General features: G+C 68.3%; 16 protein-coding genes. 6 read left to right on the plus strand and 10 right to left on the minus strand.

Annotated features, from left to right (window positions below):
- Window positions 1–34: 34 nt before the first annotated feature.
- Window positions 35–397: a MerR family transcriptional regulator gene (locus AB0H76_RS25270; protein ID WP_357328626.1), complete on the minus strand. Its 363-nt coding sequence runs from the start codon at window positions 395–397 to the stop codon at window positions 35–37.
- A gap of 50 nt (window positions 398–447) precedes the next feature.
- Between AB0H76_RS25270 and AB0H76_RS25275 the strand changes: the two genes are divergently transcribed.
- The gene (locus AB0H76_RS25275; protein WP_357328629.1) at window positions 448–1,086 is read left to right on the plus strand and encodes an NAD(P)H-dependent oxidoreductase; all 639 of its coding nucleotides are present in this window, start codon (window positions 448–450) and stop codon (window positions 1,084–1,086) included.
- Between the two features lie 3 nt (window positions 1,087–1,089).
- Here the strand turns inward: AB0H76_RS25275 and AB0H76_RS25280 are convergent, their stop codons facing one another.
- Complete coding sequence (locus AB0H76_RS25280; protein WP_357328632.1) at window positions 1,090–3,261, minus strand: molybdopterin oxidoreductase family protein; 2,172 nt, start codon at window positions 3,259–3,261, stop codon at window positions 1,090–1,092.
- A gap of 153 nt (window positions 3,262–3,414) precedes the next feature.
- Window positions 3,415–3,918: a hypothetical protein gene (locus tag AB0H76_RS25285; RefSeq protein ID WP_357328635.1), complete on the minus strand. Its 504-nt coding sequence runs from the start codon at window positions 3,916–3,918 to the stop codon at window positions 3,415–3,417.
- A gap of 185 nt (window positions 3,919–4,103) precedes the next feature.
- Here AB0H76_RS25285 and AB0H76_RS25290 point away from each other — a divergent pair, with 185 nt between their 5' ends.
- Entirely contained in the window at window positions 4,104–4,655 is a 552-nt protein-coding gene (locus tag AB0H76_RS25290) for a DUF4282 domain-containing protein (RefSeq protein WP_357328638.1), read from the plus strand.
- Between the two features lie 266 nt (window positions 4,656–4,921).
- Window positions 4,922–5,767 carry a helix-turn-helix transcriptional regulator gene (locus AB0H76_RS25295; protein WP_357328641.1) on the plus strand — a complete coding sequence of 282 codons (846 nt, stop codon included), beginning with the start codon at window positions 4,922–4,924 and terminating at the stop codon, window positions 5,765–5,767.
- Between the two features lie 6 nt (window positions 5,768–5,773).
- On the opposite strand, the gene AB0H76_RS25300 is transcribed toward AB0H76_RS25295, so the two are convergent.
- The gene (locus tag AB0H76_RS25300; protein ID WP_357328644.1) at window positions 5,774–6,199 is read right to left on the minus strand and encodes a MarR family transcriptional regulator; all 426 of its coding nucleotides are present in this window, start codon (window positions 6,197–6,199) and stop codon (window positions 5,774–5,776) included.
- 86 nt (window positions 6,200–6,285) lie between these two features.
- Between AB0H76_RS25300 and AB0H76_RS25305 the strand changes: the two genes are divergently transcribed.
- Window positions 6,286–7,764 (plus strand): MFS transporter, encoded by a 1,479-nt coding sequence (locus tag AB0H76_RS25305; RefSeq protein WP_357328647.1) that lies wholly within the window; start codon window positions 6,286–6,288, stop codon window positions 7,762–7,764.
- Window positions 7,765–7,826: 62 nt separating this feature from the next.
- Here the strand turns inward: AB0H76_RS25305 and rfbC are convergent, their stop codons facing one another.
- Together rfbC and rfbA are read right to left on the minus strand one after the other, a co-directional pair.
- Window positions 7,827–8,375, minus strand: a complete 549-nt coding sequence (rfbC, locus tag AB0H76_RS25310; protein ID WP_357329886.1) for a dTDP-4-dehydrorhamnose 3,5-epimerase — start codon at window positions 8,373–8,375, stop codon at window positions 7,827–7,829.
- 2 nt (window positions 8,376–8,377) lie between these two features.
- Window positions 8,378–9,307, minus strand: a complete 930-nt coding sequence (gene rfbA, locus AB0H76_RS25315) for a glucose-1-phosphate thymidylyltransferase RfbA (protein ID WP_357328650.1) — start codon at window positions 9,305–9,307, stop codon at window positions 8,378–8,380.
- 264 nt (window positions 9,308–9,571) lie between these two features.
- Here rfbA and AB0H76_RS25320 point away from each other — a divergent pair, with 264 nt between their 5' ends.
- On the plus strand, window positions 9,572–10,555 hold the full coding sequence (locus AB0H76_RS25320; protein WP_357328653.1) for an alpha/beta hydrolase: 984 nt from the start codon (window positions 9,572–9,574) through the stop codon (window positions 10,553–10,555).
- 276 nt (window positions 10,556–10,831) lie between these two features.
- On the opposite strand, the gene AB0H76_RS25325 is transcribed toward AB0H76_RS25320, so the two are convergent.
- Window positions 10,832–11,548 carry a hypothetical protein gene (locus AB0H76_RS25325; protein WP_357328656.1) on the minus strand — a complete coding sequence of 239 codons (717 nt, stop codon included), beginning with the start codon at window positions 11,546–11,548 and terminating at the stop codon, window positions 10,832–10,834.
- 187 nt (window positions 11,549–11,735) lie between these two features.
- Window positions 11,736–12,449, minus strand: a complete 714-nt coding sequence (locus tag AB0H76_RS25330) for a hypothetical protein (RefSeq protein WP_357328659.1) — start codon at window positions 12,447–12,449, stop codon at window positions 11,736–11,738.
- Window positions 12,450–12,741: 292 nt separating this feature from the next.
- On the opposite strand from AB0H76_RS25330, the gene rfbB reads away from it, so the two are divergent.
- Window positions 12,742–13,758, plus strand: a complete 1,017-nt coding sequence (rfbB, locus tag AB0H76_RS25335) for a dTDP-glucose 4,6-dehydratase (protein WP_357328662.1) — start codon at window positions 12,742–12,744, stop codon at window positions 13,756–13,758.
- 6 nt (window positions 13,759–13,764) lie between these two features.
- Here the strand turns inward: rfbB and AB0H76_RS25340 are convergent, their stop codons facing one another.
- Both AB0H76_RS25340 and AB0H76_RS25345 read right to left on the minus strand, forming a co-directional pair.
- Complete coding sequence (locus tag AB0H76_RS25340) at window positions 13,765–15,666, minus strand: glycosyltransferase (RefSeq protein ID WP_357328665.1); 1,902 nt, start codon at window positions 15,664–15,666, stop codon at window positions 13,765–13,767.
- Between the two features lie 197 nt (window positions 15,667–15,863).
- A complete protein-coding gene (locus AB0H76_RS25345; RefSeq protein ID WP_357328668.1) occupies window positions 15,864–16,397 on the minus strand; it encodes a GtrA family protein in 534 nt (177 codons plus the stop codon).
- Window positions 16,398–16,484: the final 87 nt, after the last annotated feature.

Below are 16,484 nucleotides of genomic sequence, written 5' to 3' on the forward strand. Positions count from 1 at the left end.
TTCCGACCGGACGTTTTGTATGGCGTTGCTGGAATCAGCGCCCGGCCGCGACGTCGGCGCGGAGTTTCGCCAGGCCCGCCTTCTCGGTCAGCAGCCGGGCGATCCCGGCCTCCACCTGGCGGGTGCGCTCGTCGAGCTGGGCCAGTACCTCGGCGCGGTCGGTGTCGGTGGCGCTCTGCGGCGCGGTGCAGGAGATGTGGATCAGCGCGGCCGCCTCGCCGAGGGTCAGGCCGGAACTGAGCAGGCAGCGGATGTCGTGCACGGTCTTGACGTCCTCGGGGCTGTACTCGCGGTAGCCGTTGGGATGACGCCGCGGCGTCAGCACGCCCGCGTTCTCGTAGTGCCGCAGCATCCGCGGGGTCGCGCCGGTGGCCTTGCTGAGGTCGCTGATCCGCATCCGACTTGCTCCTTGACATTGACGTTAATGTCATACTTTACCGTGGTCGTATGACGAACGAACAGCACCGGCCGCACGTCCTGCTCGTGGTCTCCCACCCCGACCACGACTCCGCCTCCTGGGCCCTGACCCGGGCCGTCGAACAGGGTATCCGCTCCGAGGGCGGCACCGAGGTCACCGTGCACGACCTGACCGCGACGGGCTTCGACCCGGTCTTCACCGCCGCCGACCTCGCCGTGCACCGGCTGCGCGGCGACGTGCCCGCCGACGTCGCCCGCGAACAGCGGCTGGTCGAGTCGGCCGAGGTACTGGCCGTGCTGTTCCCGGTCTACTGGTGGTCCATGCCCGCGCTGGCCAAGGGCTGGATCGATCGCGTGCTCAGTCGCGGCTGGGCCTACGAGAACAGCGCCACCGCCACCGGCAGCGCGATCGAGGAGCTGCACTTCCTCGGCCTGGCGGGCGTGGGCGAGGGGTCCTACACCCGGCGCGGCTACAAGGACGCGATCACGCTGCAACTCCAGCACGGGATCGCCGGATACTCCTCGATCCCGCACTCCTCGGTGGAGCTGCTCTACGGCACCGAGACCAGCGACCCCGCGGCCCACGAGGAACTGGCGGCCCAGGCCTACAAACTCGGCGTCGACCTGGCCCAGCGCGCGCAAGCGGCCTTCGACCGCAAGGCCGAGTAGGCGCTAGGGGGCGATCAGGGTCACGGGAACGCCGTTGAACACGGCGTTCCCGGACGGCACGTCCACGATCGAATCATCGGTCAGCACATTAGCGTTCACGCCGGCGTGCGCCCGCGCGACCGTCTGCGTGCTGGCCTCGTGCCCCCAGCCGTGCGGCAGGCTCACCACGCCCGGCATGATCGCCTCGGTCGGCTCCAGGGGCACCGTCAAAGTGCCCGCGGCCGACTTCACCACCGCCTGATCGCCCAGTCCGAGCCGGGCCACATCATCGGGATGAATGTGCAGGGTGCACCGATTGGATCCGCTGACCAGCGGCGCCACATTGTGCATCCAGCTGTTGTTGGACCGCAGCTGCCGTCGTCCGATCAGCACGAAATCCGGTGCCGCGTCACCGATCCGGGCCCGCATCCGCTCGGCGTCGGCGAGCAGCGCCGGCGGCGCGAGCTGCACCCGCTTGGTCGCGGTGATCAGCACGCCGGGCAGCCGCGGGCGCAGCGGGCCGAGATCGATGCCGTGCGGGTTGTCCAGCAGCGCTTGCAGATTCAGCGTTCCGCCGTTCCACTCACCGTAGGGGCCGACCCGCAGCATGAGATCGAGCCGCTGCTCGGTGCTGGTGGCGCCGCGCAACTCCGGTCGCCGCTCCTGCAGGCCGGCCTTCTGCAGGGTGCCGCCGATGATCAGCTCGTCCACCGCGGCGAGCAGGTCGCCGGTGTGCGGCTGCCCGGTCAGCGCCGCACCCAGCCGGGCCAGCACCGCGGCCTCGGAGGGCCGGTCGTCCAGCGGCACCAGCGGCGGGGAGTACCGGGCGTAGTTGCGCACCGCGAATTGCAGCAGCGCGAAATCGTAGTGCGGCGACTGCACCGGGCGCGGCGGCGGCAGGATCACATCCGCGTGCCGGGTGGTCTCGTTGACATAGCGGTCCACGCTGATCATGAAGTCCAGCTGCGCGAAGGCCGCGTCCAGCCGGGCGCCGCTCGGCGCGGACAGCACCGGGTTACCCGCCACGGTGAGCAGCGCGCGCACCTGACCGGTTCCGGGCGTGAGGATTTCGTCCGCCAGCGTGGCCACGGGCAACTCGCCCATCGCCTCCGGCAGCCCGCGCACCCGGCTGGCCCAGCGCCCGATCCGGAACGGCTTGGTGCGGGGGATACCGCCCGCCGCGGCCTCCGGGAACATCGCGCCGCCGGGCGCGTCGAGATTGCCGGTGAGCACGTTGATCGCGTCCACGAGCCACTGTGTGACAGTGCCGAATTCGGCGGTGCAGGTGCCGATGCGCGCGTAGACGGCGGCGGTCGGGGCGCCCGCGAGTTCGCGGGCCAGCCGCACGATGGTCGCCGCGGGGACGCCGGTGCGCGTCGCGACCGCCTCGGGCGTGAATTTCAACGCCGCCGTGCGCAATTCGTCCAGGCCGTCGACCTCGACGGCGACCGCGGTGAGCTGCTCGGCGAACAGCGTGTGCACGATCCCGAAGAGCAGGTAGGCATCGCTGCCCGGCCGGACGAACAGATGCTCGTCGGCCAGCTTCGCGGTCCGGGTGGCGCGCGGGTCCACCACCACGAACTTCCCGCCGCGCCGCCGCAGTGCCTTGAGGCGCCCGGGGAAGTCCGGCGCCGTGCACAGCGAGCCGTTCGACTCGAGCGGATTCGCCCCTAACATCAGCAGATAATCGGTGCGGTCCAGATCCGGCACCGCGATCCGCAGCGGGTCACCGAACATCAGCCCGCTGGCCACCTGCTTGGGCATCTGATCCGCGGTGCTCGCGGAGAACAGGTTCTTGGTGCCGAGCGCCCGGATCAGCACCGGGACGTACAGCGCGCCCGCCACCGTGTGCGCGTTCGGATTGCCCAGATATAGAGCCGCGGCCTGCCGGCCGTGCTCGGCGACGATCGGCGCGAAGCGCTCGGCGATGTAGTCGAAGGCCTCGTCCCAGCCGGCCGTGCGCCAGGCGCCGGTGGCGCGGTCCCGGATCAGCGGTTCGGTGACCCGGTCCGGGTCCTCGTCCAACTGCCCGAAACTGGCGCCCTTCGGGCACAGGAAGCCCTTGCTGAACGGATCCAGCTTGTCCCCGCGCACCGAGGTCACGTGGTCGTCGGCGTCGAGCTGGACTTCCAGGCCGCACACCGCCTCACAGAGCGGGCAGGTGCGCAGCAGGTTCCGGGACGTGATCTGGCTCATACGTCCATCTTGGCCCGCGCGGCCCGCCGACAACACCCCGGAAACCACAACGACCGGTATCCGCGCGAGGCGGTTACCGGTCGTTCCGCGGCCGTCCTAGGACCGGCCGCCCCTGCAGGGGGGAATCGTGGGGGAACGCAGATGTTCGGTGGTTCAGCAGGCGACGCTGGTGAGCCCGGCCTGGCCGGACTTGGCGGCCACGCCGGAGCGGGCCAGCACCGAGCGCACAGCCGCGCCGATCGCGACGACCGGCGGCAGCCAGCGGGCCTCGTGCGGGGCGACGCCCCAGCAGGCCGAGCCGGCGGAGAGCTGAGTGGGCGGCAGCGGGATGCCCGCGCCGTCGGTGTAGATAACCGCGCCGGCCTCGCGCAGCGCCTCCAGGGCGGCGGTGGCCTTGCGGACACCGGTGACCAGGTGGATTTCGCGGCGTTCGGCGCCGGGGATCTCGATGACCGGGCCGGACAGGTTGTTCGATCGAAGGAATCGGCGAACCTCACCCGCGAGCTCGCCGGTTACCTCGATGCCGGAAACGTCGGCATCGGTGATCAGGCAGATCCCGTTGGCCGTTTCGGCGACCGTCCACCCGCGCTGGCTGTAGTCCTGCGCTGCGGCGGTCATCTGCGCCGCCGAGACGGAAGTCGGAAACGTGGTGCGCACTGTCTTTCTCCATTCCCCGATAGATCTGGGTCTTGCTGCGTTCATGGGTCGTATCGACACCAGGTAGCTCCAGCGTTACGGATTGATCGGAAACTTCTTTTCGACTGTCGGATTCATCTCACCGGCACGGCTTCGCTATCAATGTCCGGTTGGCCGGTTTCGGCGTTTACGTGCAGGATCACGCCATGACGGATGACACCACGGGGATCCCACTCGACCCCGAGGAGTATGAGACCGAATCTCGTTGGATCACTTGGAAAGACCGCTTCGCCAAGCCGCGGCCGGTCGCGGAGGAGCCACCCGCCGAACCGTTCCAGAGCCCCCGGGCCTTCCGGGAGTGGGCGGTGGAGGCGGCCCGGGGCCTGCTCGATGTCCAGTTCCACCGCCCCGCCACCCGTACCCTGCTGCCGCTGGCCTACATGCTCGGCCTGGCCGGCGCGGTGGCCGTCCCGGTCGCGCTGGTCGTGCTGATGTGGCAGATCTCCGCGGTACTGGGGGTGCTGACGCTGCTGATCGGCATTCCACTGGGACTCACTATTGCGGCGGTCGTCCGGCTGCTGCTCGAATTCCTGGTGAACGCGTCCCGGCTGGCGACCCGCGTGGAGCACATCAGCGAACTGGCCGATGACCTGTTCCAAGCGCTCTCCGATGTGGCCGAACCGGTGAACCAGCTGTCCGAGGATGTCCGGGCGGTGCAGTTCTGGCGGTTCCGTAAAAGGGGTCCCAAAAGTAGCTAACCTGCCTATATTCCCCAAAATGCCAGCCACCTAACTGCTTTGACGCGAATGTGACAGTGGCGTATCTGAGTTGTACGTCGTACGCTATGTCAGATTTGCTGTGAAACAATGCTGTTCGGGTGTCCGGGTCACGACGACGGACGCCGGTAGGGAAGCGTCGTACCGGTGGCAGTGGAGGTGCCGCCGGGTAGTCGGCGCACGGCCGCGTGCCGTATCAGTACGAGGGGGAAAGCATGGCTTTACCGCACGGAACCACTGGATCAACCATGCCGCGACGGCAGCTCGGGCGGCAGTTGCGGGAATTGCGCACCCGGGCCCGGATGACCACCCGGACCGCCGCTCAGCAGCTGGAGTGGTCCGAAGCCAAGATCTGGCGCATCGAAACCGGTCAGACCTCGCTGCGCAGTCTCGACGTCGAAGCCATGTGCAAGATCTACGGCGCACCCGAGGAACTCGTCGCGCCGCTGGCCGCGCTGGCCAAGGAGACCAAATCCCGAGGCTGGTGGGCCAGCTACGGCGATGTCATCCCCGAGGGCTTCGAGGTCTACATCGGCCTGGAAGAAGCGGCGCGTGTGCTCGCCTCCTATGAGAACGAGCTGGTCCCGGGCCTGTTGCAGACCGAGGACTACGCGCGCGCGCTGATCGTGGCCGCGCGCCCCGGCATGTCGGCGCTCGAGGTGGACCGGCGGGTGCAGCTGCGCCTGGCCCGGCAGCAGCTGATCCTGCGCAGCGAATCGCCGGTGCAGATGGACGTCGTCATCACCGAGGCCGTGCTGTGGCGCCGCATCGGCGGTTCGGACGTGACGGCGGCCCAGCTCGAGCATTTGCGGCGGGTCTGCGATCTGCCGAACGTCCGGGTGCAGGTGGTGCAGTCGGAGTCGGAGTACCACGACGGCATGGAGGCCGGCCGCTTCGTCATGCTGGAGTTCCCCGAGAGCGCGTCGGGGGAGCGCGCGGAGCCGCCGGTGGTCTACATCGAGGCCTTCACGGGCCCGGTCTATCTGGACAAGGCGCCCGAGATCGACCGCTACCGTTCGGCTTTCGCGAGTATCAAGGCCGCCTCGGTGGACGCGCGCTCGATCATCGAGGACGCGCGCGCCAGCCTGGTGTAACCCGGCTCAGCGCTCGCAGCGGGCGCTGTTCTCCCAGGTGCTCGCGAGGACTTCGCGGTGCGTGGGCAGCGCCCGCTCGTAGGTTTCGCGGCCCTTCTCGGTGAGGCAGACGAAGATCGCGCGCCGGTCGTCGGCGCACATGCGCCGCGACACCAGGCCGTCGCGTTCCAGGCGGGCCACCGTGCGGGACAGGGCGCTCTGGCTCAGGTAGATGTCCTCGGCCAGATCGCTCATCCGGTAATCGCCGCAGTTCGCCTCGATCAGCCGGTCCAGCGTCTCGAACTCGCTGAGCCCGATCTCGTGCTGGTGCTGGAGTGCCTTCTCCAGCGCACAACTGACCGCCGCGTGACGATCGAGCAGCTCGCGCCACTCGCCGACCAGCCCGGAGGCGGCGCTGCCCCGGACTGTCTCGATAAGAGACGGCTTCGACATGACCACATCTTAGTGAGCGCGGCCGGTATATGCAACCGCATTAGATGTGTTGACAATAAATGCGCGTGCATGCAATTCTTTCGCTCATGACTTCACCGGCAACGCTTTCGGCCGCCGCACAGGCGACGGACCCGACCAAGTGGACCGCGCGGCTCTGGGGCATGTTGATCACCCTCTGCATCGTGCTTTTCCTCGACGGCCTCGATGTCTCGATGATCGGAGTCGCGCTCCCCTCGATCGGCGCCGAGCTCGATCTGTCCACCTCGACCCTGCAGTGGCTGGTCTCCGGCTACGTCCTCGGCTACGGCGGCCTGCTGCTGCTCGGCGGGCGCACCGCCGACCTGCTCGGCCGGCGCAAGGTCTTCCTGATCGCCCTGGCCGTCTTCGCGATCGCCTCGCTGGCCGGCGCCTTCGTCAGCTCCGGCCCGCTGCTGATCATCACCCGCTTCATCAAGGGCCTGGCCGCCGCGTTCACCGCGCCGACCGGTCTGTCGATCATCACCACCAACTTCGCCGAGGGCCCTGCCCGGAACAAGGCGCTGTCCATCTACACCGTCTTCGGTGCGGGCGGCTACTCCATGGGCCTGCTGTTCGGCGGCCTGATGACCGGTCTCGGCTGGCGCTGGACCTTCCTGCTCCCGGTCCCGGTCGCCGTCGCGGCCCTGGTCGCCGCCTGGTACCTGGTGCCCAAGGACAAGGCCGCCGAGGAAGGCGGGCACGACATCCTGGGCGCGGTGCTGTCCACCGGCGCCATGCTGCTGCTGGTCTACACCGTGGTCACCGCCCCCGAGGTGGGCTGGACCTCGGCGCGCACCCTGGGCTCGTTCCTGCTCACCCTCGCGCTGTTCGCCGGCTTCGTGGCGGTGGAGAAGCGAGTGAAGTACCCGCTGATCCGCCTGGGCATCCTGCGCAAGGCCAGCCTGGTCCGGGCCAGCCTCGCCATCATCGCGGTGGCCGGCTCCTACTTCAGCTGGCAGTTCATCACCACGCTGTACCTGCAGGAGTCCCTGGGCTGGTCGCCGCTGAAGCTGTCGCTCGCGCTGCTTCCGGTGGGTCTGCTCGTGGTGGCCTCGGCGTTCGTCTCCGACAAGCTGGTCGACCGCTTCGGCACCGGCCCGATCATCGCGGTCACCCTGGTGACCATGGCCGTGGGCTACCTGGCCTGGCTGCGCCTGGACATCGCGCCGAGCTACCTGACGGTGCTGCTGCCCGCGCTGCTGCTGATCGGCATCGGCTGGGTCGGGTTCCCGGCCATCAACATCCAGGCCACCAGCGGTATCGACGATGACGAGCAGGGCCTGGCGGCCGGCGTGCTGCAAACCGCGATGCAGGTCGGCGCGGCCATCATCCTGGCCGTGACCACCGCGATCATCACCAGCGGCGCGCACACCGACACCAGCCCCGCCGCGGTGCTGGACAACTACCGGCCCGGCCTGCAGTTCGCGGCCGGCGTGGCGATCGTCGGCGCCCTGGTCGCGCTCACGGTCTTCCTGCCCAAGCGCCGCAAGGCGGTGGCGGAGCCGGAATCGGGCGAGCTGAAGCCCGCCCTGGAACCCGTCGGCTGACCCCTCACCAGCCGATAGAAAAGCCGAACCCCACACGATCCGTGTGGGGTTCGGCTTTTCGGTCAGGAAAACGACGGGGCGGCAGTGTCTTTGGCGGAGCGGATATAGGTGAGCGGCTGCCCGTCGCGGCCCAGGCCCGGCCAGTCGATCGCCAGCCGGGAATCGAAAGCGTCCAGGTCCCGGTCGAATTCGGGGGTGTACTCGAGCGAGCACAGGTAGGTGACGGTGGATTGGTCCTCGAGCGACAGGATCGCGTGCCCGAGGCCCTCGGAGAGGAACACCGAGCGGCGGTGCACGTCGTCGAGCAGGACGCTGTCCCACCGGCCATAGGTGGGGGAGCCGGGGCGCAGGTCGACGACCACGTCGAAGAAGGCGCCGCGCACGCACGTCACGTACTTGGCCTGGCCCGGCGGATCCTCGGTGTAGTGGATGCCGCGCAGCACACCGGCCGCCGACACCGAGGTGTTCACCTGGCACAGGTCGAAGGTGCGCCCGGTCGCCTTCTCGAAGTCCGAGGCCTTGAAGGTCTCGGCGAAGGCGCCGCGCTCGTCGCCGAGCAGGCGCGGGGTCACCACCCACGCGCCGGGCACCGCGAGTTCCCGGAACTCCATCTTCACCAATCCCACCTGGGCCCACGCCCGTCCGCCGGGACCGGATTGTGCGTCATTCCGCCCTGGTCCGGCCCCTGCGCAAGCAGGTCCAGCAGGTAGCTGCCGTATCCCGAGCGCACCAGCGGCTCGGCCTGCTTGCACAGCTGCTCGTCGTCGATATACCCCATTCGCCAGGCCACCTCCTCGGGCACGCCGATTTTCAGGCCCTGGCGTTCCTCGATGGTGCGCACGTAGTTGGCGGCGTCGAGCAGCGAGTCGAAGGTGCCGGTGTCCAGCCAGGCGGTGCCGCGGGCCAGCACGTCCACCCGCAGGCGCTGCTGCTCCAGGTAGGCGCGGTTGATATCGGTGATCTCGTATTCGCCGCGCGCGGAGGGCCGCAGCGTCTTGGCGATCTCCACGACATCGTTGTCATAGAAGTACAGCCCCGGGATCGCGTAGTTGGAGCGCGGTTTCTTCGGCTTCTCCTCGATCGACACCGCGCGCCCCGCCTCGAACTCGATGACGCCGTAGGCCGTGGGGTCCGAGACCCAGTAGGCGAAGACCGCGCCGCCGTCCAGGCCGGTGAAGCGGTTCAGGCTGGTGCCGAGCCCCGGCCCGTGGAAGATGTTGTCGCCCAGCACGAGTGCGGCGCTCTCGCCGCCGATGTGGTCGGCGCCGAGGACGAACGCGCGCGCCAGCCCGTCCGGTTCGGGTTGCACCACGTAATCCAGGGCGATGCCGAACTGGGAGCCGTCGCCGAGCAGGCGGCGGAAGGCGTCCGCCTCCTCCGGGGTGGTGATCACCAGCACGTCCCGGATGCCCGCGAGCATCAGCGTGGACAGCGGGTAATAGATCATGGGCTTGTCGTAGACCGGGACCAGCTGCTTGCTCACCCCGCGCGTGATCGGGTGCAGCCGTGATCCGGTGCCGCCCGCCAAGATGATTCCGCGCATGCCCAGGAGTCTGCCAGTTTCGCTACTGGTCGTCGCACTCGACGTCGGACAGGTTCCGACACGCCCACGAAACAGTCACGGAGGTTTAGCTTCTCGGCGATTCGGGCGAATCTTGTCGCATAGGTCACATTCACGTGGTCTCCTGAGTTCGAGCGTTGTGAAACAACGCCGTGTGAGATGTCAGCGCCGATGTCTCGCCTGGTCCCGGTGGGTGATCCCCGCCGATCGGTCGGGCACGGCGCGCCAGTGGGAAGCAGGTGCGCTATGACCGTGATCGGTGTCGGCGAAGTAATGAATCCGGATGGACCCAGCCCGGCGGCCCGCCTGCTCCTGGCGACCTGCACCTCGGTCGTGCGCCCCGCGCTGCGGGTCGCCCCGATCACCCGGGCGACCATCCCGCTCGGCGCGTTCGCCATCGACAATCTGGCCCGGCTGCGGCCCGGCCCGCGCGGCGTCGACCGCGAACAGGTGACGCTGCGCGGTTTCCGGATGGAGATCCTGCGCCCGGCCGGCGGATCCAAGTCGCTGCGGCACGGCGCGATGCTCTATATGCACGGCGGCGGCTTCGCGGTCTGCGGGCTCACCACGCATCGGCCCGTGGCGGCCAGCCTGGCCCGGCGCACCGGCTTACCCGTGGTCAACGTGGAGTACCGCCAATTACCCGGCCGCAGCATTACCCAGTCGGTGGCGGACTGTCTCACCGCCTACCGCTGGCTGCTGCGCAAGGGCGCCGACCCGTCGCGCATCACCTTCGCCGGTGACTCCGCGGGCGGGTATCTCACCTTCGCCACCGCCCTGGCGGCCATCGAGACCGGCCTGCCCGCCCCCGCCGGTCTGATCGGCCTCAGCCCGCTGCTGGACCTGGACTACGCGGCCAAGCGCGAATATATGAATGTCGCCAAGGATCCGTATATCCCGCTCTCCGCGCTGGCGGCGGTGGTGCGGATCGGGGCCGAGATCGACGGCCGGCTCGATCCGATGCTGTCCCCGGTGAACGGCGCGCTCGCCAGCCTGCCGCCGGTGCTGCTGATCGCCGCCGAGGACGAAGTCCTGCGCTACGACTGCGAACTCATGGCGCAGCGCCTCACCGCCGCCGGCGTGCCGAACACGGTGGAACTGTGGCGCGGCCAGGTGCACGCGTTCATGAGCATCGCACCGGGGCTACCCGAGGGGCGCAAGGCGCTCGGGCGGGTGGCGCGCTTCGTGCGCGCCTGTACCGAGCAGAACGAGGCGGCTCGCACGGCCTGATTGGGCTCGGACGGTCTTGACTCCGGTCGGCCGGACGAGCATGAACCCCCGCTCCCCCCAGGGGCGGGGGTTCATTTGTGTGCGGCCGCTATGAATTGACACGTCTTTTCGTATCAGCGGTTGGTCAAGAATTTGTCGGTCATGTTGCGTAAAACAAACATCCACCGAATAGGCGGCGTGAGTTAATCTCCCGTTCACTGAACTCGGCTGGCCCAGACAATAGAAAACCCCGCCCGGGAGGAAAATTCCGGGCGGGGCTCCTGGTATTCGGTGCGACTACTTCGCGGGGGCCGGGGCCGGGGCCGGGGCGTTGATGGTGGCGAAGTACTGGATCGCCGCGCCGATCGCGACCGGGGCGGTGATGAAGATCTGACCCAGCACGGTGCCGACCGCGCCGACGAGCGCGATGCCGCCGATGCAGCCGGCGATGGCGGCCGGGACGAACGGGCCGAACAGGCCGACGATGGTGCCCAGCGCGACGGTGGTGCCGAGGATGCCGCCCAGGACGCAGCCGATGGCCGCGCCGCCGAGGCCGCCGACCAGGGTGCCGACGGTGGCGCCCATGGAGATGGTCGAGGTCAGACGCGACCAGGCGGCCTGCTCACGGTCGTATTCGTTCTTCCACGGCGCCTTGTCCTCGAAGGGCAGCGCGACCGGCTTGTAGACCGCCTTGCTGACATCGAGCTGCGGGGTCAGGGTCGCGGTGCGATCGGAGATGTCCGCGACGATCGGGAGCTCGAAGTCGTCGAGGCGGAACTTCAGCGGGGTGCCCGCGACGGTGGTGCCGTCGGCGGCCTTGATCTTGAGCGCGTCATCCTCGACGACCAGCGCACCGGCGTCGATGGAGATGATGGACTGGGTCTCGGTCGCCCGCGCCGAGAAGTTGATGGCCTCGGCCTCGGGAGTGGCAGGAGCGGCGTTGACGGTGCCGGCGGTGACGCCCATCGCGGCGATCAGCATCGCGGAGGTAGCGGCAAATTTCTTGAAACGCATGGTTTTCGGGTCCTCATCAGTTGCATTGGGCTGTTTACTGCGACCGATACCTTGGTCCGCAAACTTTCAGTAACTCGGTCGGGCCGAGGTGACCCCACCCGGGCTCACGCCGGGTGGGGTTCCTGGCTCGATGTTCAGTTGTGCCGATTCAGTTGTGCGGATTCAGTTGTAGGACTGGGGGTTCGGATTACTTCGCCGGCGCGGGGGCCGGGGCGTTGATGGTGGCGAAGTACTGGATCGCCGCGCCGATCGCGACCGGGCCGGTGATGAAGATCTGACCCAGGACCGTGCCGACCGCGCCGACGAGCGCGATGCCGCCGATGCAACCGGCCAGGGCGGCCGGAACGAACGGGCCGAACAGGCCGACGATGGTGCCCAGGGCAACCGTGGTGCCGAGGATGCCGCCCAGGACACAGCCGATGGCCGCGCCGCCGAGGCCGCCGACCAGGGTGCCGACAGTGGCGCCCATGGAGATGGTCGAGGTCAGACGCGACCAGGCGGCCTGCTCACGGTCGTACTCGTTCTTCCACGGCGCCTTGTCCTCGAAGGGCAGCGCGACCGGCTTGTAGACCGCCTTGCTGACATCGAGCTGCGGGGTCAGGGTCGCCGTGCGATCGGAGATGTCCGCGACGATCGGCAGTTCGAAGTCGTCGAGCTGGAACTTCAGTGGCGTACCGGCGACGGTGGTGCCGTCGGCGGCCTTGATCTTGAGCGCGTCATCCTCGACGACCAGCGCACCGGCGTCGATCGTGATGATGGACTGGGTCTCGGTGGCTTTGGCGGAGAAGTTGATGGCTTCGGCGGAGGACTGATCGGCCGGGGCCGCGTTCACGGTGCCTGCGGTGACGCCCATGGCGGCGATCAGCAGCGCCGACGTAGCGGCGAATTTCCTCATCAGCATTTGGTATTGAACCTTTGCGCAGCGTTCTAGGGGGACAAGCTGATCGAAATGTAGACCAGCTAACGGGCGGTGAATGAGTTGTGACCTTTAATTCAAATTTTGTTCACCATCCGGACTTGGAGCACGGTGCGGTCCCGGAAATATGTACGCCCAGCACGCATTTCATATTGCCGCGGAGTTTCGATCCGGCATTAACCGGCCCCTGATGTGACGAACGCCACTCAGGTTGCTCTCAGGTGGGGATCCGTGCCTCCGGGAACCCGCGCGCGGCCGCCGACGTAAGGTTCATGGCGTGCGACTGCTCGTAACCGGCGGAGCCGGATTCATCGGTGCGAATTTCGTGCACCAGACCGTGGCCCAACGCCCGGACACCACGGTGACGGTGCTCGACGCGCTCACCTACGCGGGGAACAAGGCCTCGCTGGACTCGGTCGCGGACCGTATCGACTTCGTGCACGGCGACATCGCCGACCTCGACCTGGTCGACGAGCTGGTCAGCGGCGTCGACGCGGTGGTGCACTTCGCGGCCGAATCACACAACGACAACTCGCTGACCGAGCCGTGGCCGTTCATCCAGACCAACATCGTCGGCACCTACTCGCTGCTGCAGGCGGTGCGCCGGTATGACGTGCGCTACCACCATGTCTCCACCGACGAGGTCTACGGCGATCTCACCCCGGACGAGCCGCGCTTCACCGAGCAGACCCCCTACAACCCGTCCAGCCCGTACTCCGCCTCCAAGGCCTCGAGCGATCTGCTGGTGCGCGCCTGGGCCAGGTCTTTCGGCGTGCGCGCCACCCTGTCCAACTGCTCCAACAACTACGGGCCGTACCAGCACGTGGAGAAGTTCATCCCGCGCCAGATCACCAACCTGATCGACGGCGTCCGGCCCCGGCTCTACGGCGCGGGGCATCAGATCCGCGACTGGATCCACGTCGAGGACCACAACCGCGCGGTCTGGGACGTCCTGGACCGCGGCAGCCTCGGCCGCACCTACCTGATCGGCGCCGACGGCGAACTCGACAACAAATCCGTCGTGCGGCTGATCCTCGAGGAATTCGGCCGCGCCCCGGACGATTTCGACCACGTCACCGACCGCCCGGGCCACGACCAGCGCTACGCCATCGACGCCTCCGCGCTGCGCGCCGAACTCGGCTGGTCCCCGCGCTACGCCGACTTCCGCGCCGGCCTGAAGGCGACCGTGCGGTGGTACCGCGACAACGAGGACTGGTGGCGGCCCGAGAAGGCCGCCACCGAACGTGCCTACGTCGCGGCGGGCGAGCGCAATCTGGACGCCACCGCCGAATAGAAGTGGTCAGTCCGCGTCGATCCCGTACAGCCGGGCCCAGTTCTCCCGGCTGGTGAGTTCCGGCACGGCGGCGCGGTATTCGGCCGTCAGGCGGGGCAGGTCCTTGCGCAGGCGGCGCAGCACCCGGATGGTGCGCTTGAGCAGTTGCCGCGCCCGCTCCTTGTCCCGCACCCGCACCCGCACGCCGGACTGGGAGGCGTCGGTGACGACCACATGGTCGAACAGCGAGACATGCCACCAGTGCGCGTCCTCGCGGGTCACGCCGACCACGCCGCGCTGGGTGCGTCCGGTCCACTGGTTGATCGCGCGCTTGACCAGCACCAGCAGGTCCCGGCTCGGCTGGCCGCCGGCCCGGCGCAGCTGGATGTCGGCGGTGCGCACCGGCGGGGTCGCGGCGGCGTGCTTGGCCGTCTCCGGGTAGTCGCCGCGGCTGGTGCGGGCCCGGGCGAGCGCGTCGATGCCGCCGTCGCGCAACACCTTCGGGCCTTCCAGGAAGTCCTCGATGCCCTGCAGCGTGGTGTGCGCCAGGCCGTACTGCATCGCCACCAGGTACTCGGCGATATTGCGGAACAGCTGGCGGGTGATCTTCTTGCCGTCCAGCTGGGCGTGCATGGCGCCGACGATCAGCGAGTTGCGCGTGCTGAAGTAGCGCGCCCAGTCGTCGAAGTCCTTCCAGTAGAAGTCGGCGTGCCACACGGCGGCGTTGGGCAGGGTGACGGTGACGAAGCCGTTCTCCCGCGCGCGCACGCCGTATTCCACGTCGTCCCACTGGAAGAAGATCGGCACCGGCAGCCCGATCTTCTTCACCACCTCGGCCGGGATCAGGCAGGTCCACCAGGCGTTGTAGCCGGCGTCGACGCGGCGTTCCTGGTTCTTCTTCAGCATGGAGGTGTTGCGCAGCGCCTTGGCCACCTTCTGCCCGTGCTTGAGCTCGTGCAGGTGCACCTCTTCGGCGCCGACGTTGAGGAAGTCGGGGTTGAGCAGGAACAGCATCTGCGCGCCGACCAGCGTCGGCTCCACGGTCAGGTTGGCGAAGGCGTTGAGCCGCAGCACCGTTTCGGGTTCGCACAGGATGTCGTCGTCCATCAGGATGACGTCGGCGTGCTCGTTGACCGCGGACACCTCGTAGAGGCCGCGGGTGAAGCCGCCCGCGCCACCGAGATTCGGCTGCTGGATGTAGCGCAGCTTGTCGCCCAGGATGGGCAGCGTCTCCTGGAAGCGCGGCCGGTCCTGCACCTGGTCGGTGCCCTGGTCGACCACGTACACGGCGTCGATCGCCGCCAGCACTGTCGGATCGGAGGCCAGCGCGGCAACGGTTTCCGCGCAGTCGGCCGCGCGGTTGAAGGTGCAGATGGCGATGGCGACCGGACGCATCCGGTCCGGCGCCTTCGCGGTCCAGGTGAGTTCGCTGATGCCGAGCGGCCCGCCGACGGCGTCGAATTCCAGCCAGAGCGCGCCACCGTCGACGAACTGATCCACCGGGGCGGTCAGCGTGAGCGCGCCGCTCGCGGTGACGTCGGCGGAGCCGATGATGCGGCGGTGCCCGGCGATGTCGGAGGCGACGATGCGGACCAGCGCCTTACCGGTCACCTCGAGCACCATGGTGGCCCGCACCTCGGTGACCACGGTCCAGCGCTGCCAGTAGGCGGCGGCGAACCGGCCGAAGTAGGTGTTGGTGTGCGCGGTCGCGCCCTTTTCCAGGCTCAGTTCCAGCCGGCTCCGGTGCGCCCGGCCCTTGACCACGGCGTAGAGCTCGTCGCTGATCTTCGCCGACGGCCCGGTGAAGATGCCGCGTTGCAGCACGAGGCGATCCGGCGCCCGATGATCGACACGTAAAGCCGCGGGTGCCGCCTCTGCCGAATCGTGGTCGTTCGTCTCGGTCACGGCCTCGGTAGCCGACTGCTCCATGAAGTCCTCGAAATCTTGATTGTGCCGACGGGATGCCGTTCGCGGCGGGGGTGAGGATATCAATCCGCACCCTCGATCGCCCGTCCAGCAGGCGGATCCCCGGTCGCATCGGCCGCGCGGCCCTTGGGGATGGTACGCGGCGAAGCCGACGGGGTGGGTGAATACAGCGTGGTGACGACCCAGGGTAGGACGAATCGTCAGGATTGCTGCTTCGAACCGGTGAAGACGAACTTGTTATAAGCCCAATAGCGGAAGCCCACGGCCACGGCCTGGCCGATGAAGGTGCCGGAGATGTTGTCCGACAGCGGGGTCGACAGGTCCAGCACATACCGGGAGAAGCCCAGGCAGCCGAGCTGCAACGCGATGGCGATCACGTTGAACACCGCGTACAGCAGATATTCGCGTCCCGGGTTGTCGGTCTGCTGGTCGGCGAAGGTCCACCACTTGTTGCCGAAATAGGTGACCACGGTGGCCACCAGGATCGCGATGATCTTCGCGGCCAGCGGCTGCTGGTACAGCGGCCCCTCGCCGCCCCAGAACACCAGCAGGTTGTAGGTGCCCGCGTCGACCAGGAATCCGATGCCGCCCACGATCAGGAAGGCGCTGCCCTTGCGCAGCGCGGAAATCAGCTTGGCGGCCAGGTTCGGGCCGGGTTCGGCAGCGGCCACGGCTTCGACGGCAGACACCGGCGGCGGATCCGGGAGTGACACGGGCTGCTCGGGGTAAGACACCGAGTGACGGTACCTGAATGCGGATGCGCACCAGACCGAACGGCCCTGTACCCTCCCGGTGTTCCCTTTCACCGCCGACATCGAGGA

The organism is Nocardia sp. NPDC050712 (assembly GCF_040654295.1).
Taxonomy (GTDB): domain Bacteria; phylum Actinomycetota; class Actinomycetes; order Mycobacteriales; family Mycobacteriaceae; genus Nocardia.

Bases quoted from the DNA above. Each gene is read 5' to 3' on its own strand.
- AB0H76_RS25270 (WP_357328626.1), bottom strand. From the start codon at position 397: ATGCGGATCAGCGACCTCAGCAAGGCCACCGGCGCGACCCCGCGGATG.
- AB0H76_RS25275 (WP_357328629.1), top strand. From the start codon at position 448: ATGACGAACGAACAGCACCGGCCGCACGTCCTGCTCGTGGTCTCCCAC.
- AB0H76_RS25280 (WP_357328632.1), bottom strand. From the start codon at position 3,261: ATGAGCCAGATCACGTCCCGGAACCTGCTGCGCACCTGCCCGCTCTGT.
- AB0H76_RS25290 (WP_357328638.1), top strand. From the start codon at position 4,104: ATGACGGATGACACCACGGGGATCCCACTCGACCCCGAGGAGTATGAG.
- AB0H76_RS25295 (WP_357328641.1), top strand. From the start codon at position 4,922: ATGCCGCGACGGCAGCTCGGGCGGCAGTTGCGGGAATTGCGCACCCGG.
- AB0H76_RS25300 (WP_357328644.1), bottom strand. From the start codon at position 6,199: ATGTCGAAGCCGTCTCTTATCGAGACAGTCCGGGGCAGCGCCGCCTCC.
- AB0H76_RS25305 (WP_357328647.1), top strand. From the start codon at position 6,286: ATGACTTCACCGGCAACGCTTTCGGCCGCCGCACAGGCGACGGACCCG.
- rfbC (WP_357329886.1), bottom strand. From the start codon at position 8,375: ATGGAGTTCCGGGAACTCGCGGTGCCCGGCGCGTGGGTGGTGACCCCG.
- rfbA (WP_357328650.1), bottom strand. From the start codon at position 9,307: ATGCGCGGAATCATCTTGGCGGGCGGCACCGGATCACGGCTGCACCCG.
- AB0H76_RS25320 (WP_357328653.1), top strand. From the start codon at position 9,572: ATGACCGTGATCGGTGTCGGCGAAGTAATGAATCCGGATGGACCCAGC.
- AB0H76_RS25325 (WP_357328656.1), bottom strand. From the start codon at position 11,548: ATGCGTTTCAAGAAATTTGCCGCTACCTCCGCGATGCTGATCGCCGCG.
- AB0H76_RS25330 (WP_357328659.1), bottom strand. From the start codon at position 12,449: ATGCTGATGAGGAAATTCGCCGCTACGTCGGCGCTGCTGATCGCCGCC.
- AB0H76_RS25340 (WP_357328665.1), bottom strand. From the start codon at position 15,666: ATGGAGCAGTCGGCTACCGAGGCCGTGACCGAGACGAACGACCACGAT.